This is a genomic window from Arthrobacter sp. ok362 (genome assembly GCF_900102785.1).
In the GTDB taxonomy this organism is placed as follows: Bacteria; Actinomycetota; Actinomycetes; order Actinomycetales; family Micrococcaceae; genus Arthrobacter.
The window spans coordinates 134,128-155,793 of record NZ_FNGC01000011.1; the positions used below are offsets into that span (position 1 = coordinate 134,128).

21 protein-coding genes are annotated in these 21,666 nt (G+C 67.7%); 6 read left to right on the forward strand and 15 right to left on the reverse strand.

Annotated elements, in window-relative coordinates; all coding sequences use genetic code 11:
- Nucleotides 1-27: 27 nt before the first annotated feature.
- Nucleotides 28-507, reverse strand: coding sequence for a thioredoxin-dependent thiol peroxidase (bcp, locus tag BLQ10_RS15520; RefSeq protein ID WP_091563568.1), 480 nt, complete (start codon nucleotides 505-507; stop codon nucleotides 28-30).
- A gap of 184 nt (nucleotides 508-691) precedes the next feature.
- On the opposite strand from bcp, the gene BLQ10_RS15525 reads away from it, so the two are divergent.
- Nucleotides 692-1,654: a serine hydrolase gene (locus BLQ10_RS15525; protein WP_254785596.1), complete on the forward strand. Its 963-nt coding sequence runs from the start codon at nucleotides 692-694 to the stop codon at nucleotides 1,652-1,654.
- 28 nt (nucleotides 1,655-1,682) lie between these two features.
- Here the strand turns inward: BLQ10_RS15525 and allB are convergent, their stop codons facing one another.
- From allB to pucL, 7 genes are all read right to left on the reverse strand, one after another.
- The gene (gene allB / locus BLQ10_RS15530; protein WP_091563569.1) at nucleotides 1,683-3,026 is read right to left on the reverse strand and encodes an allantoinase AllB; all 1,344 of its coding nucleotides are present in this window, start codon (nucleotides 3,024-3,026) and stop codon (nucleotides 1,683-1,685) included.
- Nucleotides 3,019-3,810 (reverse strand): hydroxypyruvate isomerase family protein, encoded by a 792-nt coding sequence (locus BLQ10_RS15535; protein WP_091563680.1) that lies wholly within the window; start codon nucleotides 3,808-3,810, stop codon nucleotides 3,019-3,021. Before BLQ10_RS15535 ends, allB begins: the two co-directional genes overlap by 8 nt.
- A 106-nt stretch (nucleotides 3,811-3,916) precedes the next feature.
- A complete protein-coding gene (locus tag BLQ10_RS22435) occupies nucleotides 3,917-4,078 on the reverse strand; it encodes a glycine zipper domain-containing protein (RefSeq protein WP_175558638.1) in 162 nt (53 codons plus the stop codon).
- Nucleotides 4,079-4,135: 57 nt separating this feature from the next.
- Nucleotides 4,136-4,948, reverse strand: coding sequence for a bifunctional allantoicase/(S)-ureidoglycine aminohydrolase (locus BLQ10_RS15540; protein WP_091563571.1), 813 nt, complete (start codon nucleotides 4,946-4,948; stop codon nucleotides 4,136-4,138).
- Nucleotides 4,945-6,231, reverse strand: a complete 1,287-nt coding sequence (locus BLQ10_RS15545; RefSeq protein WP_091563572.1) for a DUF6986 family protein — start codon at nucleotides 6,229-6,231, stop codon at nucleotides 4,945-4,947. The genes BLQ10_RS15540 and BLQ10_RS15545 overlap by 4 nt, the downstream gene beginning before the upstream one ends.
- Nucleotides 6,232-6,321: 90 nt before the next feature.
- Complete coding sequence (gene aceB, locus BLQ10_RS15550; RefSeq protein WP_091563574.1) at nucleotides 6,322-7,920, reverse strand: malate synthase A; 1,599 nt, start codon at nucleotides 7,918-7,920, stop codon at nucleotides 6,322-6,324.
- A gap of 132 nt (nucleotides 7,921-8,052) precedes the next feature.
- Nucleotides 8,053-8,961 (reverse strand): factor-independent urate hydroxylase, encoded by a 909-nt coding sequence (gene pucL / locus BLQ10_RS15555; protein ID WP_091563576.1) that lies wholly within the window; start codon nucleotides 8,959-8,961, stop codon nucleotides 8,053-8,055.
- A 489-nt stretch (nucleotides 8,962-9,450) separates the two neighbouring features.
- On the opposite strand from pucL, the gene BLQ10_RS15560 reads away from it, so the two are divergent.
- Genes BLQ10_RS15560 through BLQ10_RS15575 form a run of 4 tightly spaced genes read left to right on the forward strand, consistent with a single transcriptional unit; the run spans nucleotide 9,451 to nucleotide 14,806 of the window.
- Complete coding sequence (locus BLQ10_RS15560; RefSeq protein ID WP_091563578.1) at nucleotides 9,451-9,945, forward strand: nucleoside deaminase; 495 nt, start codon at nucleotides 9,451-9,453, stop codon at nucleotides 9,943-9,945.
- Between the two features lie 30 nt (nucleotides 9,946-9,975).
- Nucleotides 9,976-10,956 (forward strand): FAD binding domain-containing protein, encoded by a 981-nt coding sequence (locus tag BLQ10_RS15565; RefSeq protein ID WP_091563579.1) that lies wholly within the window; start codon nucleotides 9,976-9,978, stop codon nucleotides 10,954-10,956.
- A gap of 2 nt (nucleotides 10,957-10,958) precedes the next feature.
- On the forward strand, nucleotides 10,959-13,826 hold the full coding sequence (locus BLQ10_RS15570; RefSeq protein ID WP_091563581.1) for a molybdopterin-dependent oxidoreductase: 2,868 nt from the start codon (nucleotides 10,959-10,961) through the stop codon (nucleotides 13,824-13,826).
- Nucleotides 13,826-14,806 carry an aldo/keto reductase gene (locus BLQ10_RS15575; RefSeq protein ID WP_091563682.1) on the forward strand — a complete coding sequence of 327 codons (981 nt, stop codon included), beginning with the start codon at nucleotides 13,826-13,828 and terminating at the stop codon, nucleotides 14,804-14,806. Before BLQ10_RS15570 ends, BLQ10_RS15575 begins: the two co-directional genes overlap by 1 nt.
- A 28-nt stretch (nucleotides 14,807-14,834) precedes the next feature.
- On the opposite strand, the gene BLQ10_RS15580 is transcribed toward BLQ10_RS15575, so the two are convergent.
- On the reverse strand, nucleotides 14,835-15,359 hold the full coding sequence (locus BLQ10_RS15580) for a DUF488 domain-containing protein (protein ID WP_091563583.1): 525 nt from the start codon (nucleotides 15,357-15,359) through the stop codon (nucleotides 14,835-14,837).
- A gap of 95 nt (nucleotides 15,360-15,454) precedes the next feature.
- Between BLQ10_RS15580 and BLQ10_RS15585 the strand changes: the two genes are divergently transcribed.
- Nucleotides 15,455-16,099 (forward strand): uracil-DNA glycosylase, encoded by a 645-nt coding sequence (locus BLQ10_RS15585; RefSeq protein ID WP_091563584.1) that lies wholly within the window; start codon nucleotides 15,455-15,457, stop codon nucleotides 16,097-16,099.
- 21 nt (nucleotides 16,100-16,120) lie between these two features.
- Here BLQ10_RS15585 and nboR read toward each other — a convergent pair whose 3' ends face one another.
- The 6 genes from nboR to BLQ10_RS15615 form a co-directional block, all read right to left on the reverse strand.
- Nucleotides 16,121-16,729: a nicotine blue oxidoreductase gene (gene nboR, locus BLQ10_RS15590; RefSeq protein WP_091563586.1), complete on the reverse strand. Its 609-nt coding sequence runs from the start codon at nucleotides 16,727-16,729 to the stop codon at nucleotides 16,121-16,123.
- Nucleotides 16,730-16,735: 6 nt separating this feature from the next.
- On the reverse strand, nucleotides 16,736-17,077 hold the full coding sequence (gene uraH / locus BLQ10_RS15595; protein ID WP_091563588.1) for a hydroxyisourate hydrolase: 342 nt from the start codon (nucleotides 17,075-17,077) through the stop codon (nucleotides 16,736-16,738).
- Nucleotides 17,074-17,571 (reverse strand): 2-oxo-4-hydroxy-4-carboxy-5-ureidoimidazoline decarboxylase, encoded by a 498-nt coding sequence (gene uraD / locus BLQ10_RS15600; RefSeq protein ID WP_091563589.1) that lies wholly within the window; start codon nucleotides 17,569-17,571, stop codon nucleotides 17,074-17,076. Before uraD ends, uraH begins: the two co-directional genes overlap by 4 nt.
- Nucleotides 17,572-17,594: 23 nt before the next feature.
- Nucleotides 17,595-18,431, reverse strand: coding sequence for an alpha/beta fold hydrolase (locus BLQ10_RS15605; RefSeq protein ID WP_091563591.1), 837 nt, complete (start codon nucleotides 18,429-18,431; stop codon nucleotides 17,595-17,597).
- Between the two features lie 151 nt (nucleotides 18,432-18,582).
- Nucleotides 18,583-19,725, reverse strand: a complete 1,143-nt coding sequence (locus BLQ10_RS15610) for a phosphotransferase (RefSeq protein WP_175558646.1) — start codon at nucleotides 19,723-19,725, stop codon at nucleotides 18,583-18,585.
- A 106-nt stretch (nucleotides 19,726-19,831) separates the two neighbouring features.
- Nucleotides 19,832-21,553, reverse strand: coding sequence for an ABC transporter ATP-binding protein (locus BLQ10_RS15615; RefSeq protein WP_254785597.1), 1,722 nt, complete (start codon nucleotides 21,551-21,553; stop codon nucleotides 19,832-19,834).
- Between the last annotated feature and the right edge of the window lie 113 nt (nucleotides 21,554-21,666).

Genomic DNA, 21,666 nt, shown 5'->3' on the forward strand with positions numbered 1-21,666 from the left:
GGGGGGACGGGAGGGAACAGTGCCCTGCTAGACGCCCAGCGCTTCCTTCAGTGACGCCACGTGGCCCTGGGCCTTGACCTGGTACTGCGCCAGCTTCACCTTGCCCTCGGGGTCCAGCACCACGGTGGAACGGACGATGCCCTCCGTGATTTCGCCCTGGAGCAGCTTCTCGCCCCAGGCGCCGTAGGCCAGGGCGACAGCGTGGTCCTCGTCGGCCAGGAGCGGGAAGGTCAGGGCGAAGTCGCCGGTGAAGTGGGCCAGGGCCTCGGGGGCGTCGGGGGAGATGCCGAGGACTTCGTAGCCGGAGCCCTGCAGCGACGCGAGGTTGTCACGGAAGTCGCAGGCCTCGGTGGTGCAGCCGGGGGTCGCGGCCTGCGGGTAGAAGTACACAATGACGTTCTTGCCGCGGTAATCGGCGAGGGCAACCGGCTTGCCCTCGGCGTCCGGCAGGGTGAAATCCGGGGCCGGTGTGCCGGGCTGAAGCTTTACGGTCAAGTTTGCGCTCATGATGATCCTTCGGGGGAGTGGACAACGGGTCTGTGATGCACAACATCGTGGACCGAGGCTGTATTCCGCCGCGGGTTTGTCCCCGGCAACCCGTCCTCATGAGTTCGGCAACTGCTCCGGCTCGAGGCCCTGACAGCCTTAACAAAGCTCCGGCATAGCTGTCGCGGTTAAACTTGGAGCCATTATGGAACAGCAAACTCCCCAGCAGCGACGTTTCGGATCCCGGCGCACGGCCACGGGACGGCAGCCGACCGTCCGGCCGCGGGCCATGATCCTTGCGGCCTGTGCCGCGGTGCTGGCGGTCGTGCTGGCGGTCGGCTTCTTCTCGGCCCCTGAGGCGCGAACGACGCCGTCGGCTGCGCCATCTGCCGCGACGACTGCGGAGGCCAGCGCTTCGCCGTCAGCCAGTCTCGATGCATCGGCCCCGGCGGCCCCGGCGTCGAGCGCGGTGGTCGGGGCGCTGGACGCGCGCATCCAGGCCATTCTCGACGCCAACAGCCAGTACCAGATCGGCGTGGCGGTGGTCGACCTCTCCCAGGACGCCGGTTCCGCGGACGTCCACGAATACGGGGTCCGGCAGAAGTTCGTGGCCGCGAGCACCGCCAAAGTCCTGGCCGCGGCGGCCTATTACCACCTGGTCGAAACCGGGGCGGCCAGCCTCGATGACCCCTTGGGGAACTTCACCGCCGGATTCCAGCTCCGGGAGATGATCCAGCAGAGCGACAACGACTCGTGGTCGCTGATCATGGATGCCGTGGGCCACGAGGAGCTGACGGAGTATGCGGCGTCGCTGGGGGTGAGCTACGTCCCGGAAACTAACACGCTGACCCCGGCGGAGATGGCGACCATCGTCTCCCGGCTCTATTCCGGGACGCTCCTGAATGCCGGGGACACCGCCCAGCTGTTGTCCTATATGCAGCACACCAACTACGAAACGCTCATTCCCGCCGCAGTGCCGGAAGGGATCACGGTCTTCCACAAGTACGGGCTCCTGAACGGTGAACTGCATGACGCCGCCATCCTCGCGCAAGGCAACACCGCGTACGCCCTGGTGATCTACACCAAGGGGGAAGGCCTGAGCGACGATCCGGAACGCACCGAGGTGATTCATCAGCTGACGCAGGCGGTGGCGGGCGCCCTCGTCTAGGCCGCTTTTAGGCCGAGCGTGCCCTGGCTCATACGCCGCCGCGGCGGAGCAGCTTGCCGGTCGGAGTCCGGCCGTCGATCAGGGTGCCGCGGAGGTAGGTCTGCCGGACGACACCGGATAGCGCCTTCCCGTCATACGGGGTGATGGGGTTCTTGTGCTTGAGCTTGGAGGCGTCCACGACGTACGCCTCGTCCGGGGCAAACACGGAGAGGTCGGCGTCGTACCCCAGCGCCAGCCGGCCCTTGTTGCCCAGGCCGGCGAGCTGGGCCGGCTTGGCCGCCATCCACGAGAGAACCTGCTCCAGCGGGATGCCGCGGTGCCGGGCCTCGGTCCAGATCAGTGACAGGCCCAGCTGCAACGAGGAGACGCCGCCCCAGGCTACGGCGAAGTCCCCGTTTTCCGGGTCCTTCAAAGCCAGGGTGGACGGGGAGTGGTCCGAGACGATGCAGTCGATGGTGCCGTCCTGCAGCCCGGCCCACAGCAGTTCGCGGTTGGCGGCTTCGCGGATCGGCGGGCAGCACTTGTAGGCTGTGGCGCCGTTCGGGATTTCCTCGGCCGTCAGCGTCAGGTAGTGCGGGCATGTTTCGACGGTGAGGCGCACGCCGTCGCGCTTGGCAGTGGCGATCATGGGGAGCGCGTCGGAAGAGGACAGGTGCAGGATGTGGGCGCGGGCGCCGGTCCTGCGGGCCCGTTCAATGACCTCGGCGATGGCCTTGTTCTCGGCCCCGCGCGGGCGGGACGCCAGGAACGTCGCGTAGCGGTCGCCGCCCGGGCGGGGCGCGTGATCGATCGCGTGGGCGTCCTCGGCGTGGACGATCATGAGCGAGTCGAAGGACAACAGAGCGGCCATGTCCTCTTCCATCTCGTCCGCTTCCAGGTGCGGGAACTCGTCAACACCGGAGTGCAAGAGGAAGCATTTGAAGCCGAAGACTCCCTCGTCGTGCAGCGGCCGCAGTTCGTGCTTGTTGCCCGGGACGGCTCCGCCCCAGAAACCGACGTCCACGAACACCTGGTCCTCGGCCACCTCCCGCTTGAGCTTCAGCCCAGCGACGGTAGTGGTGGGCGGGATGCTGTTCAACGGCATGTCGATGATCGTGGTGACGCCGCCGGCCGCTGCCGCCCGGGTGGCGGACGCGAAGCCCTCCCACTCTGTGCGGCCGGGCTCGTTGACGTGCACGTGGGTGTCCACGAGGCCTGGCAGGAGGGTTTCGTCGTCGGCGAGTTCGATTACTTCACGGCCGGAAAGGCCGTTGCCCAGCGGCTCGATCGCGACAATCACGCCATTGCGGATGCCGACTTCCCGCGCGGCGATGCCGGTTGTGGTCAGCACCTGCCGCCCGCGGAAGACGACGTCGTAGGTTTCGTCAGACACGGAGGTTGGCCCAGCTGAACGCGGTCTCCGCCGGTTCCTGGTATTCGAGGCCGATGTAGCCCTCGTAGCCCAGTGCGCGGCTGCGGGCGATCCATTCGCCGAGGGGAAGCTGCCCGGTTCCGGGAGCCCCGCGGCCGGGGTTGTCGGCGATCTGGATGTGGCCGAAGTCCTTGGCGTGCTTTTCGATGACGGCGCCGACGTCGTCACCGTTCACGGCCAGGTGGTAGAAGTCGGCGAGGAGCTTGATGTTCTCGGCGCCGGATTCCTTCCTGACCCGGGCGATGACGTCGAGCGCGTCCCGGGCCTTGAGCAGCGGGTACTTGGGGGCACCGCTGACCGGTTCCAGGAGGACAGTGCCGCCGATGCGGGCGATGCCGGCGGCTGCCGCCGCGAGGTTTTCGGCGCCAATAGCGTCCTGCTGCTCGGCGGATTCGCCGTCAATGCGGTTGCCGTAGAGGGCGTTGAAGGCCTTGCAGCCGAGGCGCTCGCCGATGCCGGCGACGACGTCGATGTTGTCCTGGAATTCGGTGGAGCGTGCCGGCCAGGAGACCAGGCCGCGGTCGCCGCCGGGCATGTCGCCCGCGTTGAAGTTCAGGCCCGTGAGCTGCACGCCGGCGTCGGTGATGGCGTTCTCAAACCGGGCAACCTCGACGTCGGTGGGGACGGAGGTCCCGAAGGGCCACCAGAATTCGACGGCGTCAAAACCCGCGGCTTTCGCCGCGGCCGGGCGGTCCAGCAGGGGGAGCTCCGTCAGGAGGATGGAGCAGTTGACCGTGTACGTGATGGTGGGTTCCTCCGGTGTGGGCGGGAGCTGGCTCCCGGTGGCAGGAGAGCCAAGGGGTGGTGCGCCGGGGTGGGGCTGGGCTGGGGGCTCCCGGCGAAGGGCACCCCTACCGTTTCCTAGGGTCCTTCCGGGCCGCCAGGCCCACGAGTGCGCCGAGCCCAACGCCGATTAACAGGCCCGTGAACGGCTTGTCGACGGTGGTGGCTCCGATGGCGTAGCCGAGGGCCGCGCCAAGGAGCATTCCGATCCACAGGGATTCGTACTTCACAGCCTCAGGCTAGCAAGCATCGCCAGAGCCACAAGGGCTCCACCGCGTGGACCGGTCTCAGGTCAGTCGGATTTGGCGGTTGACGTCCTTGTACAGCAGGTACCGGAAGTTGCCCGGACCGCCGGCATAGCAGGCCTGGGGGCAGAACGCTCGCAGCCACATGAAGTCTCCGGCCTCCACCTCCACCCAGTCGTCATTGAGCCGGTAGACGGCTTTGCCTTCCAGGACGAAGAGCCCGTGTTCCATGACGTGGGTCTCCGCGAAGGGGATGGAGCCCCCGGGCTTGAGGGTGACGATGTTGACGTGCATGTCGTGGGCGAGGTCGTCCGGGTCCACGAAGCGGGTGGTGGCCCAGGCGCCGTCGGTGCCGGGCATGGCCTGCGGTTCGACGTCCTGGTCGCGGGTCACGAAAGACTTCGCCATGAAGCCCTCCAGCGGCTCGTAGGCCTTCCGGATCCACTGGAAGCTGGCGATCTCCCCGGACTCGTTCGCCACGGACCATTGGGCCCCCGCGGCGAGATAGGCGTAGCCGCCCTCTCCCAGTTTGTGGATTTCCCCCTCGAGGGTCAGTGCCAGGGCTCCCTTGGTCAGGAAGATGACGCCTTCGACGCCGGCCTCCGGCTCGGGCTTTTCCGCTCCGCCGCCCGGTCCCACCTCGACAATCAGCTGCGAGAACGTCGTGGCAAAACCGGCGATGGGCCGGGCAATGATCCAGGAGCGGGTGTTGGTCCAGCCGGGCAGCTTGCTTGTGACGATGTCCCGGAGCGCGCCCTTCGGGATGACGGTGTAGGCCTCCTTGACCACGGCCCGGTCGGTGAGGAGCTGGGTCTGCGGCGGAAGCCCGCCCTCAGGGGAGAAATAGTTGCTCATGGGTGCGTTCCTTTTGCTGCGGCGGTGGAGGTGTTGGCCGGCCGGGGATGGGCCAGCACGGTGAGCTGGGGGAGCCCGACGCCGGCCAGCGCCAGGACTTCTTCGGCGCCGACGGCGCCGCACTGGACGCCGCGCAGCACGAAGGCCGCCAGGGCGCGGGCCGTGGCGGGTTCATCCAAGACGCCGCCGGCGGTTTGTTCCACGTAATTGCGGAGCCGGGCCGCGGCGGCGGGGAGTCCTTGCCGGTAGAAGGCATAGGTTGCGGCGAACCGGCTGGGCAGCTGGGCCGGGTGGAGGTCCCAGCCCTGGTAGTAGCCGCGTTCCAGCGACCGGCGGACCAGCCGGCCGTGGAGCTGCCAGGCCTGCTCCACGTTCTCGCCCACCGGGATGATGTTGGTGGACCCGTCGGAGAGCCGGATCCCGGTGCCGGCCACGGCAAGCTGCATGACTTCCTTGGCAAAGTCCGCCGCGGGATGTTCCAGGGACTGGTATTCGGCGGAGATCTGCAGCGATGCCGAGTAGTCGTAGGTGCCGTAGTGCAGCCCGCTGATCCGGCCGGGCACCGCGTGCGGCAGACGCGCCACCGGCGAGGTTCCGTCCGGGCCCAGGATGAGCTGCGGCGTTTCCACCTGCACCTCAAAGCGGAGCCGGCCCGCGGGGAGCGAATGGGCTTCCTCGAGGCGGGACACGGCGAAGGCCATGGCCTCCACCTGCGCCACCGTGGTGACCTTGGGCACGGTGAGGATGAGCCCGTCCGGGAGTTCGCCGGCCGCGGCCAGCTGCGAAACGAAGAGATCCAGGGTCCGCAGGCCCCGGGCGCGGGTGGCGGCCTCGAAGCACTTGAAGCGGATCCCGATGAACGGCGGCGCGGTGCCGGCGGCGACGGCGGCGGCCACGGCGGAGGCCGCGGCCACAGCGGCGGCGTCCTCGGCGTCGTCGCCCCGGTCCCCGAACCCGTCCTCAAAGTCCAGGCGGAGGTCCTCGACCGGCTCGCGTGAGAGCTTGTCCCGGACCCGCGGCGCGGCGGCGGCGGCCAGTTCGGGGTCCTGGCCGAGCAGGGTGCCGAGCCGTTCCAGCCCGCCGTGGGCCTCGGTTGCTGCCAGCGCCTGGGCGCCCCAGTCCGCGGTGAACTCCGGGCTGAAGCGGTCGGCCGGAACGTAGACGGTGTGCACCGGCTGCCGGGAGCCGTCATCGCCCGGGTAGCTGCGCTCCAGCAGCCGGTCGGTGTCGGCGAGCTGCGCATCGATCCGGGCGAGATCGGCCCCGGAGAGGGCCGGCGTCACCGGACCCTGGCTCCGTGGGTGGCTCGGTGGATGGCTCCGTCTCTGTGCCTGCGGCCGTGGCCTGGCACCGGCGGAGGCGGCTGCCATGGCTCAGCCCACCAGCTCGTACGCCGGCGTGGTGAGGAAATCGGTGTAGTCCTCGGACAGGCAGATATCGCCGATGAGCTTGCTGGCGGGCAGGTAGTGCTTCGCGAAAGCGTCCTCGCCCACCTCGCCCCGGAGCTTCTCGGTTTCCTCGGCCAGGATGGCGGACACCAGCTCCCGGGTGACGGTCCGGCCGGTGTCCGCCAGCACCGAGTGGTTGCGGATCTGCTGCCAGACCTGGGACCGTGAGATTTCCGCCGTCGCGGCGTCCTCCATCAGGTTGTGGATGGCCACGGCACCGTTCCCTGAGATCCACACCGCTGTGTAGGCCACGGCCACGTAGAGGTTCAGCCGCAGGCCCGCCTCGGTGACCGTGCCATCGGCGGAGGCGACGTCCAGGAGCTGGTCCGCGGTGACTGAGACTTCCGGGCGCTGCCTGTCCAGCTGGTTGGGTCGCCCGCCCAGGACAGAGTCGAAGACGTCCCGGCAGACCGGCACCAGATCCGGGTGGGCCACCCAGGAACCGTCAAAGCCATCGTTCGCCTCGCGGGTCTTGTCCGCGCGCACTTTTTCGAACGCCTGGGCAGTCACCTCGGGTTCGCGCCGGTTGGGGATGACGGCCGCCATGCCGCCCATGGCGAAGGCGCCGCGGTGGTGGCAGGTCTTGACCAGGAGCTCGGTGTAGGCACGCATGAACGGCGCGGTCATGGCGATTGTGGCGCGGTCGGGCAGCACAAAGCGCGAGCCGGCGTCGCGGAAGTACTTGATGATGCTGAACAGGTAGTCCCAGCGGCCGGCGTTCAGGCCGGAGGCGTGGTCGCGGAGTTCGTAGAGGATCTCGTCCATTTCGAAGGCTGCGGGGATGGTCTCGATCAGGACGGTGGCGCGGATGCTGCCTTGCGGAATGCCGAGGTAGTCCTGGGCGAAGACGAAGATCTCGTTCCACAGCCGGGCCTCGAGGTGGCTCTCCATCTTGGGCAGGTAATAGTACGGGCCATGGCCGTTCTCCAGCAGCTGCCTGGCGGTGTGGAAGAAGTGCAGGCCGAAGTCCACGAGGGCGCCCACGGTGTGTTCGCCGTCGATCAGCAGATGGCGCTCGCCCATGTGCCAGCCGCGCGGGCGGGCCACGACAACGGCCAGCGGGGCATCGGTCCGGAGCGTATATTCCTTCCCCTCGGGCGAGGTGTATTGCAGGGTGCCCGCCGCGGCGTCGCGGAGGTTGAGGATCGATTCGACCACGTTGGACCAGGTGGGCGTGCTGGCGTCCTCGAGGTCCGCGAGCCAGACCTTGGCCCCGGAGTTCAGGGCGTTGATCGCCATCTTGGCCGGTGCGGCCGGCCCGGTCATTTCCACCCGGCGGTCCAGCAGGGCCGCGGGCGCCGGGGACACGCTCCAGTCGGCGCCGCGGATCTCCTGGGTCTCCGGCAGGAAGTCCAGGCGGCCGGTCAGGGCCACGTGCTCGCGCTTGAGGGCGCGGGCCTTGAGCAGCTCGGCGCGGGTTCCGGCAAAGCGGAGGTGAAGCTCTTCGACGAAGGCGAGGGCCTCCGGGGTCAGGATTTCCCCGGCCCGGTCGACGGGTTGGGGATCGGTGACGACGAGAGTCATTTCTGGTCCTTTCCGGGCCGCTCACACTTCTGAAGAATGTTTTCGTATTATCACCCTCAGCGGGCTATCCAACTCCACTGACCTGCTCCTTCCACCCTTCACTGGCGGCTGCGGTCCCGGCGATGCTTGGCGTTAGCAGAAGCCGGCGATCCCGTGCCAGGCGATTTCTGCGGGGCTGGTGTCTTCACGCTGGACCGTGGCCTCAATCAGGCCGTAGGGGCGGTCGGCGGCAAAGAAGACCTCGTTGGGGTTGTCGAGGCCAAAGGGGGAGAGGTCAACGAGGAAGTGGTGCTTGTTGGGCATGGAGAACTTGATCTCGTCGATCTCGGGGTGCGCTTCAAGGACCTTGGCGCCCATGTCGAAGAGGGTCTGCTGCAGGGCGTGGGAGTACTTTTCGGTGAATGCCTCCAGCAGCAGGGCCTTGACGTCCTCGTAAGTCTTGTTGAAGTCGAAGGTGCCGAAGTCGGTGCCGGTCCTGAAACGCCAGCGGGCCGATACGTCGGTGGCGAGGATGCGGTCGGCCGTTTCCGGGAGGGTGGTGTATTTGTCCCGGGGGAAGCCGCTGAATCCGGACTGGGTCGACTTCAGCACGGTGAGGTCCTTGAGCCCGGCGATGAGGTGCTCGGTACCGCCGTCGCGGACAAGGACCGCGGTGCGGACTTCCTGGCCGCTGCGGACGAAGGAGTGGTGGTGCCCGGACCCGTGGGCCTGGATCCGGTCCCATTTGTAGGATTCGGCCGCCCAGCGGCCGCCGGTGACCCAGTCGAAGTTTGAAGTGAAGTGCTTGCCCAGCCGGAGCAGGAAGGCTTCCGGGGAGCCGATGCCGTCCCGGGCGAAGGCATAGATGGTGTTCTTTTGGGTGTCCGTGGCCACCACATGGCTGTTGTCGCCTTCGAGGTGCGCCGCCGCGAAGTCCCCGCGCAGCTGTGAGGTGACGTTCAGGTCTTCGATCTCATGCCGCTTGGTGTCCCTGCTGATCTTGACGACCCGGACTTCGGCTTTTCCGTATTGGTTGTGGCCGAGGACGATCTTGTTGCTCATGGTCTGATTCCCAACTTCAGGTGTGTGGTGCCAAAGTCCCACATAGAAATTAAGCGCTTGTTTCCCGTGCGTTTCTTGTTTCTCCGGTCCACAAAAAAGAGCCGACATCAATTGATGCCAGCTCATTACGACCCTGCCTGCTGCTCCCAGGTTACGTGACGTGGGCCACGAATTGGGACTAAGCGTAGCCCGGTCCCGGCGGGGTGTACATCGCTTGTCGGAAAATCGAGGTGGCCGGGATGCCCCTGCGGTGGCCTGAAGACCCGGAAATGGAGATTTCACATAGCGAAACTGGGCTTGCCACAAATTGGGCGCGCCAGCCGGACGTCCCGGTGCTACTGTCGATCTTGCCAACGGCGGGCACCCCGGCTCCGGGAGGCTATCTACCAGGCGCAACCTTCAAGGCACATGCTGAAGACTGGTCATCGTCGCATCCGCCCTGGCGTTCCCGCTACGGTGTACCGGCTTCCGCAGCAAGGGAGTCGCGGCATGACTACAACCGATACGGCCCAGAAGTTCCTGGGGCGGGCCATCGAGTTGGCCACGGCCAACGTCCTGAACAGCGGCGGCCCGTTCGGCGCCGTGGTGGTCACTGCGGACGGGCAGGCGTTCGAAGGCGTCAACCGCGTCACCGCCACCAACGATCCCACTGCGCACGCCGAGGTCACGGCCATCCGGCGGGCCTGCAGCGAACTTGGCACCTTCGATCTCACCGGAGCCACGCTCTACTGCAGCTGTGAGCCGTGCCCCATGTGCCTGGCGTCCGCGCTGTGGGCGCGGGTGTCACGCGTGGTGTTCGCCGCGGACCGGCACGATGCCGCGTCCGCGGGGTTCGATGACGCCGTCTTCTACGGATACTTCGAAAACGATCAGCGCGACGCGCTCATGCCCGTGGGCAGGCTGGAACTGACAGGCCCGCAAGCCCCCGCGGCCCTGGATCCCTTCAACGCCTGGAACTCGCTCGAGTCCAGGACCGACTACTAGCGCCGGCTTGCCGCAACGTCAGGAGGCCCCATGGACTTGAACACCATTGAGGCCGTGGTTCGCACCGCGGATCCGGCGCAGTGGCGCGACGGCGACGCCTGGCTCGCTGGGGGAACTGTGCTTTTCTCTGATGGGCCTGTCTCTGACGGGCTTTTCTCCGGCGGGAGCCCCGACTCTGGCAAGGAACCGCTCCGGCGTCTCCTGGACCTCGGCTCCGCGGACTGGACACCTATAGCGGCCTCGGCGGCGGGCATCGAGCTCGCGGCAACCTGCACCATCGCGCAACTGTATGCTTTCCCTGCTTCGGAGGCCGACTCCCTGTCCGGCCGGGGACGGGCCGGGAACTGGCCCGCACTGGAGCTCGTCCGCCCCTGCTGCGACTCCTTTGTGGCCTCCTTCAAGGTCTGGAACATGTCCACGGTGGGCGGCAACCTGTGCACCTCCCTGCCGGCCGGGCCCATGATCTCGCTCTGCGCGGCGCTCGACGGCACGGCCACCATTTTGGGCCCGGGCGGCGCCAGCCGCATGCTCCCCGTGCTGGACTTCGTTACGGGGGACGGGACGAACTGCCTCGCTCCCGGTGAGCTCCTGCGCAGCGTGAGCCTGCCGGCGTCGGCCCTGTCCTCCCGGGTGGCCTTCCGCCGGTTGTCGCTGAGCAACCTGGGCAGGTCCGCCGTGCTGCTGATCGGAAGGCTCGACGCCGACGGCAGCCTGGTCCTGACCGTCACCGCAGCCACCAAACGCCCCGTGCGGCTGCACCTGCTGTCCTCCCCGGCGGCGCTCGCCGACGCCCTCTCTGAGTCACTGGACGCGGCCATCCCGGATTCGCTCTATCACGACGACGTCCACGGCCTGCCCGCCTGGCGCAAGGACATGACGTACCGGCTGGCCCATGAAATCCGGGCCGAACTCACCGCCCCGGCGGTCCGCGATCCGTTGCGCGTATCCGGTGACTTCTGGCCGCCACGGGCCCGGCCCCTGTGTGCCGGGTCCCCCAAGGAAGGGGCCTGAGCATGCCAATTGAGATCAACGGCGTCCCGGCGCAGGCCGATCCCCGTCCCGGCCAGTGCCTGCGGACGTTCCTGCGCGAACAGGGGAACCTGGGCGTGAAGAAGGGCTGCGACGCCGGCGACTGCGGCGCGTGCACGGTGCATGTGGACGGAGTGCCGGTGCACAGCTGCATTTATCCCGCTGTGCGCGCGGAGGGCCGCGCCGTCACGACGGTGGAAGGATTGGCCGCCACCTGCGCCTCCGGCGGACCAGATGACCCCGGCGGCGCCGCGCTCCATCCGATGCAGCAGCAGTTCCTGGACCGGCAGGGCTTTCAGTGCGGTTTTTGCACGGCCGGCATGGTGATGACGGCCGCGACCTTCGATGATGAGCAGAAGGCGGACCTGCCGCGGAACCTCAAGGGCAACCTGTGCCGGTGCACGGGGTACGCGGCCATCGAGGACGCCGTCTGCGGCCGGGAAAGGCATCCGGACGCCTCGGGCCCGGGCGCCTCTGATATGGACACCTCAGATACGGACACGGCAACTGGCGGGCACGGCCGGCCGGAGCCGCGCCCCGGACAGCTGGGCGATGACGTTCCCGCTCCCGAGGGCCTCGCCATCGTCACGGGCCGGGCCCGCTACACCCTGGATGTCCCGGCCGCAGAACTCCCGGGGCTGCTGCACGTGAAGCTGCTGCGCTCCCCGCATGCCCACGCGCGGATCCGCTCGATCGACGCGGCGGCCGCGCTGGCGATTCCCGGCGTCGCGGCGGTCTTCACCCACGAGGACTCCCCGGCGCAGCTGTTTTCGACTGCACAGCACGAGGCCTACACCGACGACCCGGATGACACCCGCGTGTTCGACGACGTCGTGCGGTTCATCGGCCAGCGGGTAGCCGCCGTCGTCGCCGACACGGTGGCGGCGGCGGAGGCCGGCGTGCGGGCCCTGACGGTCGACTACGAACTGCTGGACGCCGTCTTCACCCCGGAGCGCGCCATGCTCCCCGGGGCCCCCGCCCTCCACGGGGACAAGGACGCAGCCACGGCCCGGATCAGCCGGCCGGAGCGGAACATCGTGGCCGAGCTGCATTCCGAGCTCGGCGATGTGTCGGCCGGTTTCGCCGCGGCGGACTTCATCCACGAGCACACTTACCGGACCCAGCGGGTGCAGCACATGGCGCTCGAAACCCATGCCTCCATCGCCTCCTTCGGCAGTGACGGGCGGCTGCTGATCCGCACGTCCAGCCAGGTCCCGTTCCTGGTCCGGCGGACCCTGGGCCGGGTATTCGGCCTGCCGGAAGAGCAGATCCGGGTGGTGGCGGGACGGGTGGGCGGCGGCTTTGGCGGCAAACAAGAGGTGCTCACCGAGGACGTCGTGGCGCTGGCCGCCCTGAAGCTCAACCGCCCCGTGCAGCTTGAATTCACCCGGACCGAACAGTTCACCTCCGCCACCACCAAGCATCCCTTCACCATCCATCTCAAGGTCGGCGCCAGCCGCGACGGCAGGCTGACCGCACTCCAGCTCGAGGTGCTCACCAACACGGGCGCCTACGGCAACCACGCGACCGGGGTCATGTTCCACGGCTGCGGCGAGTCGCTGGCGGTGTACAAGTGCGCCAACAAGAAAGTGGACGCCCACGCCGTGTACACCAACACCGTGCCGTCCGGTGCCTTCCGCGGCTATGGACTGAGCCAGATGATCTTCGCGATCGAATCCGGCATCGACGAGCTCGCGACAGGGATCGGCATGGACCCGACGGAGTTCCGCCGCCGGAACATGGTCCGGGAAGGCGACGATATGCTTTCCATCCACGACGAGCCCCAAGAGGACGTCCGCTACGGCAGCTACGGCCTGGACCAGTGCACAAAGCTGGTGGAGGACGCCCTGGCCCGTGGACTGGAACGCTACCGCGCGGCCGGCCTCGACAGCCTGGGCCCGGACTGGGTGGTCGGGGAGGGGACGGCCCTGTCCATGATCGACACGGTCCCGCCACGCGGCCACTTTGCCCACTCCAGGCTCCGGCTCCTGCCCGACGGGACGTACGCCGCCGACGTCGGGACGGCAGAATTCGGCAACGGCACCACCACCGTCCACGCGCAGCTCGCGGCCACGGCGCTGTCCACCTCTGCCGCCCGCGTCGCCGTGCGGCAGTCCGACACCGACCTCGTGGACCACGATTCTGGCGCGTTCGGATCTGCCGGCACCGTGGTGGCGGGCAAAGCGACGCTGGCCGCCGCAGAGGACCTCGCCCTCCGCATTCGCGCCTTCGCCGCCGGCATCCGCCGCGTGCAGTCCTCCGGCTGCGTGCTGGACGAGGACGCCGTGGTCTGCGAGGGAACCCGGGTGCCCCTGACGGAAATTTACGGCGCCGCGGAGCAGGCCGGCGTCGAGCTCGCCGCCGAGGGGCGTTGGGGCGGGACGCCGCGTTCGGTGGCGTTCAATGTCCAGGGCTTTCGGGTGGCCGTGAACACCGGCACAGGGGAGTTGCGGATCCTGCAAAGCGTGCAGGCGGCCGATGCCGGCGTGGTGGTCAATCCGCGCCAGTGCCGCGGCCAGATCGAAGGCGGGATCGCGCAGGCCCTCGGCTCTGCGCTCTACGAGGAGGTCAGAGTGGACGACGCCGGCCGCGTGAGAACCGACGTCCTGCGCCAGTACCACGTCCCCTCCTTCGCCGACGTGCCGCGCAGCGAGGTCTACTTCGCCGACACCAGCGACAAGCTGGGCCCGCTGGGCGCGAAGTCGATGAGCGAGAGCCCGTTCAACCCGGTGGCGCCGGCCCTTGCGAACGCCATCCGGAACGCCACCGGGGTGAGGTTCTCGCAACTGCCCATCTCCCGGGACAAGATCTACCTGGGCCTGAAGGAGGCAGGGCGGCCTATAGTCGGATGATGGAAAAGCGAATGTTGGGCAAGACCGGACGGAACGTCTCCATCGTTGGCCTGGGGACGTGGCAGCTTGGCGCGGACTGGGGCAACGTGGACCCTGCACAGGCGCAGGCCGTCCTGGCGGCATCCGTGGAAGCGGGTGTCACGTTCTTCGACACCGCGGACGTCTATGGCGACGGCCGCAGCGAGCAGGCCATCGGAGCGTTCCTCGCGGACAACACCGGCCTGGACCTCACGGTGGCCACCAAGATGGGCCGCCGGATGGAGCAGCGGCCGGAGAATTACAGCCTCACCAACTTCCGTGAATGGACGGACCGGTCGCGGCGGAACCTGGGTGTCGAGCAACTGGATCTGGTCCAGCTGCACTGCCCGCCCACCGCCGTGTACAGCAACGCGGAGGTCTACGACGCGCTGGACACCCTCGTGGCCGAGGGTGCCATCCGCAACTACGGCGTCAGCGTGGAGCGGACCGAGGAGGCCCTCGAAGCCATTCGACATGCAGGCACGGCCACGGTGCAGATCATCCTCAACGCCTTCCGGCTCAAGCCGCTGGACGAAGTGCTGCCCGCGGCTGAGGCCGCCGGCGTGGGCATCATCGCCCGTGTCCCGCTCGCCTCCGGACTGCTCTCCGGTAAATACACCGCGGAGACGTCCTTCGCGGTGGACGACCACCGGAACTACAACCGCACCGGATCAGCGTTCGACGTCGGGGAAACCTTCTCCGGCGTGGACTTCGGGCAGGGCCTCAACGCGGTGGCCGAGTTCGAGGAACTGGTGCCCGATGGCGTCAGCACCGCCCAGGCAGCCATCGCCTGGATCGCTTCGCAGGACGGCGTCAGCACGGTGATCCCGGGCGCGCGGAACGTGGAGCAGGCGCGCTCCAACGCCGCCGCGGGATTCAGCGGCATTGACGCCACGTTCGACGTCGGCGTCCGCGAAATCTATGACCGCTACTTCCGCGAATCGATCCACCCTCGCTGGTAGCCCGGCGCTGTGGTCGGCGTACCGGCCGCTAGTCTGCCGGATACCACACCCGCTCTCCCTCAACGCGTGCGAAGGAGGTCAGGGTATGGGGTTTGGCAGACTTTTCCGTCATGATGTCCAGCACCTCGACGTTCCGTACCAGGAGCGCGTCACCGATCAGCGAGCGGTGACAGCGCCACGGGACGGCTTCCGCGCACATGATCGCCGAATTGTTGGTCCGCCCGCGTTCCAGCAGCTGGGCGATGGCCGTGGAAAAGTCTTCGGTCTGCATGTAGTCCGCGTACCCCCGGAAAGACGCGTTTCGCCAGGCGCCATTGGGACTGTCTTTTTTGGGGTGCCGCAGGCCGCCGAGGGATTCCATCCGCCGGTAGGTGATTCCGCTGGCTCGCACGCTCGCCGCCAGGGCGTCCGCGTTGAACTGCGGATTGTGCCGCGACTTTGGAACGGTGCGCACATCGATCAGCTTCTTGACGCCGTGGGCCCTCAGGATGCCGATGAATTCGTCAAGGGGATGAGTGGAGTGCCCCACCGTGAAGATGGTCATGTCCGTCATGTCCCCATGCTAAGGCGGCAAGGAAGCCTATGTGGGCGGCGCAGCGGGCCGGATAGTCTGATTGACCTAACAGCTGTCAAGGGAACGGGCATGGAATGGCTTCCTCCTCCATCGATGGTTTTGTTGACCGGCTCGCGGCCGTGGCAACAGGGCCGGGGTGCAACAACTTCTTCGATCACACCGTGCCGGGCAATGCCCTGCGCCGCCGGAACCTGACGATCTACCTGCAGGAAATGCTGGACCGCTCCCCGAAGGTCCTGCTCGTGGGGGAAGCCCCCGGCTACAGGGGCATGAGGATCACCGGAGTTCCCTTTACCAACCGCACCATGTTCGAGGGCCCCGCCAACAGCCTCGGGTGGTTCGGCCCGGGAAAGGGATACGTGCTGCCGGCGGAAGCTGCGGGAGTTGCGGCGGAGCCGACGGCCACGGTGATGTGGGAGGTACTGGCCGAGTTGGAATTCCTTCCCCTTCTCTGGAGCGCCTGCCCTTGGCACACTCACGTGCCCGGGCGGCCGCTGTCCAACCGCACGCCAAGGGCTCCCGAGGTTGCACTGGGAACTCCATTTTGGCAGGCGCTGGCAGAGGCGTTTCCCATCGAAACCGTGGTGGCCGTGGGCAATGTGGCGCACCGCAGCCTGCTGCGGAGCGGCCTGGACGTGCCGAAAATCAGGCATCCCGCCCACGGCGGCAGGGCCGGGTTCAAGCGCGGCCTGCAGGAGCTGTTAGCTCACCCGCGCTAAAACCAACTGCCCGCGTTGTCCTTAATCGAGAAGGTGTAGCTGATCGGGGGAGTCGAGGTCCTCGCCGCCGGAGAGGTCACTGCAGTCCACCAGATCAACCAGATCCGGATGGGCCTGCAGGAACCCGCGCGCTCCGGCGTCGCCCGTTGCTGTTTCCGCGGCTTCAGCGCGAAGGCCGGCGTCGAGCAGCAGCGGGTGCCCCCGTTGCAATTTGCCCTCCGCATCGCTGTAGGCGGCCGCCGTCACCCGGCCCGGCCGGTGGGCTGCCAGCACCCGGGCGACGGTCTCCCTGCTCAGGCCGGGCTGGTCCACCAGCGCGATGAGCACATGGTCCCCCGGGGCCGCCGCGGCAACACCGGCCCGGAACGAGCCTCCCATCCCGGTGGCCCAGTCCGGGTTTTCGATGACCCGGTGCCGGCTGAGGACGGTGACGGCGCGGACCCTCGCCGCCTCCGCGCCGAGCACCGTCACCACTTCCCGGCAGCCGCCCGCGAGCAGCACGTCAGCGAGCACTTCGACCAGCGTGCGGCCCTGGAACGGGAGCAACGCCTTGGGCCCACGTCCCAGCCGCGTCCCGGCTCCGGCGGCCAGCAGCACCGCCGTCGTGCCCGGTGCGCCGCTATCGCTCATCTGCCATCAGCTTCCCCGGTAGGTGGAGTAGGCGAAGGGGCTGAGCAGCAGGGGGACGTGGTAGTGGGGCTGCGTTTGGGAGACAGCGAAGGTCAGTGTGACTTCGGGGAAGAAAGTCTCGGTCCCGGCGGCGGCGTAATAGGCTCCGGTGTCGAAGCCCAGCCGGTACGTGCCCGAGCCCAGGCTGTCGGGGCCAAGCGATGTGATGCGCCCGTCGTCACCCGTGGCGCCTGCCGCGATCCTGACCCAGCGGTCGCCGTCGAGCATGTCCAAGGTGACGGCGACGCCCGCGGCGGGCTTGCCGGAGCCGGTGTCCAGGACGTGGGTAGTGACGTGGGATGTGCTCATGCGCCGATCAGTCCTTCGAGTCGGAGTACCGCGATTTCGCGCAGCTGCTGGCCGATAACTACTAATTCCTCTTCGGGAGTGTGGGCGAGCCTGGTGTTGAGGGCGGCCAGGATCTCCTCTTGGCTGCGGCCGGCCGCACGGATCAGGAACACCTGGCCGAATTTTTGTTCATAGCTTCGGTTCCCCTCGGCTATGGCTGCTGCGGCGGCCGGATCCGGGGCGCCAAGAGTCGCCTGCTCCAACTGGGAGAGCCGGGCCTCCGTGCTGTTTCCAGCGGCCCGTTCGCCGATGCGGGGATGGTGGGCCAGGGCGCCCTCCACCTCCGCGTCCGTGAAGGGTTCCGCCGCGCGGCGGGCGGCTTCGAGGAGGCTTCCGGTGCTCCCGAAGGGCCTGGAATCGACGATCTCCCCAATCCACCGCCCAATGTCCAAGCAGGGACGCACGGCGGCGGCGGCCTCCGTGCGTCCGGCAGCGTTAAAGTCCTCCAGCAGCATGTGCCAGATCCCCGATGTCCCGGCTAGCTCGCCAGGAACCGCAGCAGAACCTCGTTGACCTCCGCGGCGTGGGTCCACAGCATGCCGTGCGGGGCGCCGTCGATCTCCACGTACTCGGCACTCGGCAGCGCCTTGGTGAACTGGCGGCCCGCGACGTCGATCGGCACGATGTTGTCCGCCGTGCCGTGCACGATCAGGGACGGGACATCGATCTTGGGAATGTCGGCACGGAAGTCCGTTGGCCAGGTCGGCGGCGCCGCCGCCGACGCCGTGGCCCCACCGCTCGTGGCGAGGTTCCACCCGGCGTTCAGCACTTCCTGGCTGAGCCGGGGGGTGCCGAGGAAGGTCTCGCTGTTATAGAAGTTCTTGAAGAATTCCGTGAAGAAGGCATACCGGTCCGCCGTCACGGCCTCCAGCAACCCGTCGAACACCGACTGCGGGACACCGCCGGGGTTGTCCTCGGCCTCCAGGAGGTATGGCTCGAGCGAGGCTAGGAAGACGGCCTTCGCCACCCGGGCCGAGCCGTAGGTTCCGAGGTACCGGCCCACTTCGCCGGTGCCCATCGAGAAGCCCACCAGCACGGCGTCGTTCAGGTCGAGGTCGGTTAGGACGCTGTTCAGGTCCGCCGCGAAGGTGTCGTAGTCGTAGCCCTCGGTGGGTTTGCTGGACTTGCCGAAGCCGCGGCGATCGTACGTGATGACGCGGTAGCCGGCGCTGAGCAGCGCCGTGGTCTGCTTTTCCCAGGACGAGCCGTCCAGCGGGTAGCCGTGGATAAGGACCACGGCCTGACCGGATCCGTGGTCCTCGTAGTAGAGCTCAACGTCTGTGCTGTTTTCGGTTCCAACCTTGATGTAAGCCATGCCAGCGGTCCTCCCGGTGCGGTGCAGTCAGTACGTGGGCCCCACTCTAGCGGCCGGCACCCCCGCCGCCAGTGCCTGTTCACCATCCGGAATGAGGAACTCCTCCGCCAGCGCGGCCCATTGCGGCCGGAAGGAATAGAGGCAGCCCATGTCAGCGGCCCCCGGTTTCCCTAGCCTCGCTTGCGAAGCTGGACACGAGGCCGGACTCGTATCCGGACGCGAGCGGAGTGTGCGCGGCACGTTCGTCGAGCACAGCCAGAGCCCTGGCCGAGCGCTTGGGAAACGGGGAACAGGCCAGCCGCAGCCAGGCGCCGTCGGAATAAGCATGGAACCGGTCCGGGCTGACGTGCAGCTCTTCCGCGGCAGCCAGGATCCGCGTGTGGGCCGCCAGATACCGGTCCAGCGAAATGCAGCGTACGCGGGCACGCAGTTCCAAATGAACGTCCAGGTTGGCCAGATCCAGGGCGGCCTCGGCCTGGGCGGTATCGTCGAAATCCAGCAGGCCAAGCGGCGAGGGGCCGCCGGCGGCGAGGATTTGCTTGTCATGGAGGTCCCCGTGCGCCCAGACCAGCGGATCCGGTGCCGTCCGGAGCAGGTTCCGGGTCACCTCGTCGGCACGGGCACCCAGGGCGGCGCCTTGGGATGCGGCTTCCGGGATGTCGTTGTGGTGCCGCAGCCAGCGGTGCGCCCAGCGCTGCAGATCGGCGACCTCCACCTCCGGGGAATGGACGGGCAACGCGGCCAGGGCTGCGTGCCCGGCGGAGCTACCCACCTGGGCGGTCCAGGCGTGCTGCCATCTCTCCCACAGTCGGTCGAACCCTTCATCACTGAGACCCGCGGTGTCGTCGCCCAAATCCCCCAGGGGCCGGCCGGGAACGGCGCTAAAGACGATAACGTCCGGAGAGTTCCGCAGCACCCTGGGTGCGGTGAAGGTCCCGGGGGCCAGGAGGAGCTCGGTCTGCGCGCAGCGTTCCGCGGGCACGATTGCACCGCCGGGCGGGAAGACCTTGATGTAGCCAGCATCGGTCCGGACGACGGCGCGCATGTGCGGCCGGTAGGACACCAGTTCCCCGCGCCGGGCCTCGGCCCGCAGGGATGGAAGCCCCGGATCGTCCGCGGGCAACAGCTCGAACGCTCCGCCACGTAGCACGCCTCCCTGGACGCCGGCCTGCCCCGGCGCAACGACCTCCAGGATGTAGTCGCCGACCGTGCTGTCCGGCCATACCCGGTGGATCTGCCAGGTTTGCCCGGAAGAGTCGACGGCGGACCGCGGGACCGGCGGGTGCCAGCTCATGCGATCAACTCCAGGGCTCGGCGGATAGGCCAGTCCGGCGGGTCCAGGAAGCGCTCTGCCGCGTGCAGCCATTGTCCCTGCAGCCGTTGTCCCTGCGGGGCGGTGCTCATTTCGGCACCTTGAACAGTTCGCCCGGTTCTGCGTTCTGCTGCCGCTGGACCCAGCCGGCAAAGCGGGAGTCCGGATCGGCCAGCAATGACTGCGGCGCTTCATCTTCGAGAATTTCGCCGTCTTCGAGCCAGATCACCCGGTCGCACGATTGGGCCGAGTTGACGTCGTGGGTAATTGTGATGGAGGTCCGGCCTTCGGTGAGTGTGTCCAAGGCGTCGAGGACCGAATCCCGGGAGGCCGGATCAAGCCCGGCCGTCGCCTCGTCCAGGATCACGATGGGGGCCTTGCGGAGCATGGCGCGGGCTACGGCCAGCCGTTGACGCTGTCCCCCCGAAAGATCGTTGGCCGCCTCGCCGAGGACAGTTTCGTAGCCCTCCGGCAGTGCGCGGATGAAACCGTCGGCCTGGGCAAGGGCTGCCACGGCTTCGATCTCCTCATCGGTGGCATCGAGGCGGCCGAACCTGATGTTTTCCCGGACCGAAGTTCCGAACAGCACGGAGTCCTGGAGCAGGATTGAGACATGGGCACGCACGGAAGCGATGGTCAGGCCCCGCAGGTCCTTCCCTCCGAGACTGACACTCCCCTCCCAGGGGTCCACCATCCGAAGGATCATGCTTGCCAGCGTGGACTTCCCGGCCCCGGAGGGCCCCAGCACGGCGCAGTGCTGACCCGCCGGTATGGTCAGGGTGATCCCCTTGAGCACCGATGCCCCGTCGAAGTGACCGGCCCAGACGTTGTCGAACACGACGTCCGGGTGCGGGCTCGCCAGGGGGACGGCGTTAGGTGACTCGGGAACGTCACTCTGGGCGTCGAGCAGGTCGGCCACCCGTTCCCCGGAGGCCGTCGCGCGGGCGATACGGCTGGTGTACCTGGCCACATCCTTGAGCGGCCTCATCCCGGTTTTCAGGTAAAACAGGAAAACGGTCAGATCTCCGGGGGTCATCGCATGTTGCATCACCCTCCATCCGCCGGCAGCTAGGACCACCCCCGTCGCGATTCCGGTCAGGACGTCGGTTTTCCGTTGCAGGCTGGCGGACAGCCTAAGCGTGGCCACCCCCGAGCCAGACGCTGCCTGGTTGCTCTTGCCGAAGCCCGAGCTGAGGGTGTCTTCGAGTCCATACGCCTGGACTTCGCGCATTGCTCCCAGGGTTTGTGCGGCTGTGGTGGCCAGGGCACTTTCGCCCTTGCGTGATTTGCGGGCCGCGGTGGTAATCGATCCCGAGCTCTTACGGGAAAACAAAATGAATATCCCGATGGACAGGAACGTCACCAGAGCGATAAAAGGATCGAGCCAGAGCATGATGATCATCATTGCGATCAGCGACACGATGTTGCCGATGAGGGGGAGCCCTGCTGTGACTGCCACGTCCTGCAGCCGGGATACGTCCGCGACGAGCCGTTGGACCGTGTCGCCGGTGGAGGCGTGGCTGTGGTGGCGCATCGACAGGCTCTGGAGGTGGCGGAAGGTCCGGGCGCGCAATTCGGAGGAAACGCGGGTGCCCACGAGGGCAAACGAGATCGCGGACAGGTAGCTTGCCACGGCCCGGATTAGGCTGATGACAACTATTGCGCCGGCGCAGAGAAGCAGCACCTCGGCGCTTGCCTCCACGCTGAGCGGGGACCTGCGCAGATTGGCGCCGAGTGAGTGTGAGACGGAGTCGAGGACGATCTTCACCGGCCACGGTTCAAGAAGCCGGAAGAGAATTTCCACGGCCATGGCAATGAATCCCCAGGTGATCAGCAACCTGTGCCCGCGCAGATGCGGGCGGATGCACCGCAAGGTCCGCTGCATCGGAGTGGGTTCGGAGGGCGCGTTGGTGCCGGTCCTTC

What these genes read in the sequence shown, in the direction of transcription:
- BLQ10_RS15575 (WP_091563682.1), top strand. Translation starts at nt 13,826, where the DNA reads ATGGAAAAGCGAATGTTGGGCAAGACCGGACGGAACGTCTCCATCGTT.
- BLQ10_RS15525 (WP_254785596.1), top strand. Translation starts at nt 692, where the DNA reads ATGGAACAGCAAACTCCCCAGCAGCGACGTTTCGGATCCCGGCGCACG.
- BLQ10_RS15565 (WP_091563579.1), top strand. Translation starts at nt 9,976, where the DNA reads ATGGACTTGAACACCATTGAGGCCGTGGTTCGCACCGCGGATCCGGCG.
- BLQ10_RS15615 (WP_254785597.1), bottom strand. Translation starts at nt 21,553, where the DNA reads ATGGCCGTGGAAATTCTCTTCCGGCTTCTTGAACCGTGGCCGGTGAAG.
- bcp (WP_091563568.1), bottom strand. Translation starts at nt 507, where the DNA reads ATGAGCGCAAACTTGACCGTAAAGCTTCAGCCCGGCACACCGGCCCCG.
- nboR (WP_091563586.1), bottom strand. Translation starts at nt 16,729, where the DNA reads ATGAGCGATAGCGGCGCACCGGGCACGACGGCGGTGCTGCTGGCCGCC.
- BLQ10_RS15580 (WP_091563583.1), bottom strand. Translation starts at nt 15,359, where the DNA reads ATGACGGACATGACCATCTTCACGGTGGGGCACTCCACTCATCCCCTT.
- BLQ10_RS15610 (WP_175558646.1), bottom strand. Translation starts at nt 19,725, where the DNA reads ATGAGCTGGCACCCGCCGGTCCCGCGGTCCGCCGTCGACTCTTCCGGG.
- aceB (WP_091563574.1), bottom strand. Translation starts at nt 7,920, where the DNA reads ATGACTCTCGTCGTCACCGATCCCCAACCCGTCGACCGGGCCGGGGAA.
- uraH (WP_091563588.1), bottom strand. Translation starts at nt 17,077, where the DNA reads ATGAGCACATCCCACGTCACTACCCACGTCCTGGACACCGGCTCCGGC.
- BLQ10_RS15540 (WP_091563571.1), bottom strand. Translation starts at nt 4,948, where the DNA reads ATGAGCAACTATTTCTCCCCTGAGGGCGGGCTTCCGCCGCAGACCCAG.
- uraD (WP_091563589.1), bottom strand. Translation starts at nt 17,571, where the DNA reads ATGCTGCTGGAGGACTTTAACGCTGCCGGACGCACGGAGGCCGCCGCC.
- BLQ10_RS15560 (WP_091563578.1), top strand. Translation starts at nt 9,451, where the DNA reads ATGACTACAACCGATACGGCCCAGAAGTTCCTGGGGCGGGCCATCGAG.
- BLQ10_RS15570 (WP_091563581.1), top strand. Translation starts at nt 10,959, where the DNA reads ATGCCAATTGAGATCAACGGCGTCCCGGCGCAGGCCGATCCCCGTCCC.
- pucL (WP_091563576.1), bottom strand. Translation starts at nt 8,961, where the DNA reads ATGAGCAACAAGATCGTCCTCGGCCACAACCAATACGGAAAAGCCGAA.
- BLQ10_RS15605 (WP_091563591.1), bottom strand. Translation starts at nt 18,431, where the DNA reads ATGGCTTACATCAAGGTTGGAACCGAAAACAGCACAGACGTTGAGCTC.
- BLQ10_RS15585 (WP_091563584.1), top strand. Translation starts at nt 15,455, where the DNA reads ATGGCTTCCTCCTCCATCGATGGTTTTGTTGACCGGCTCGCGGCCGTG.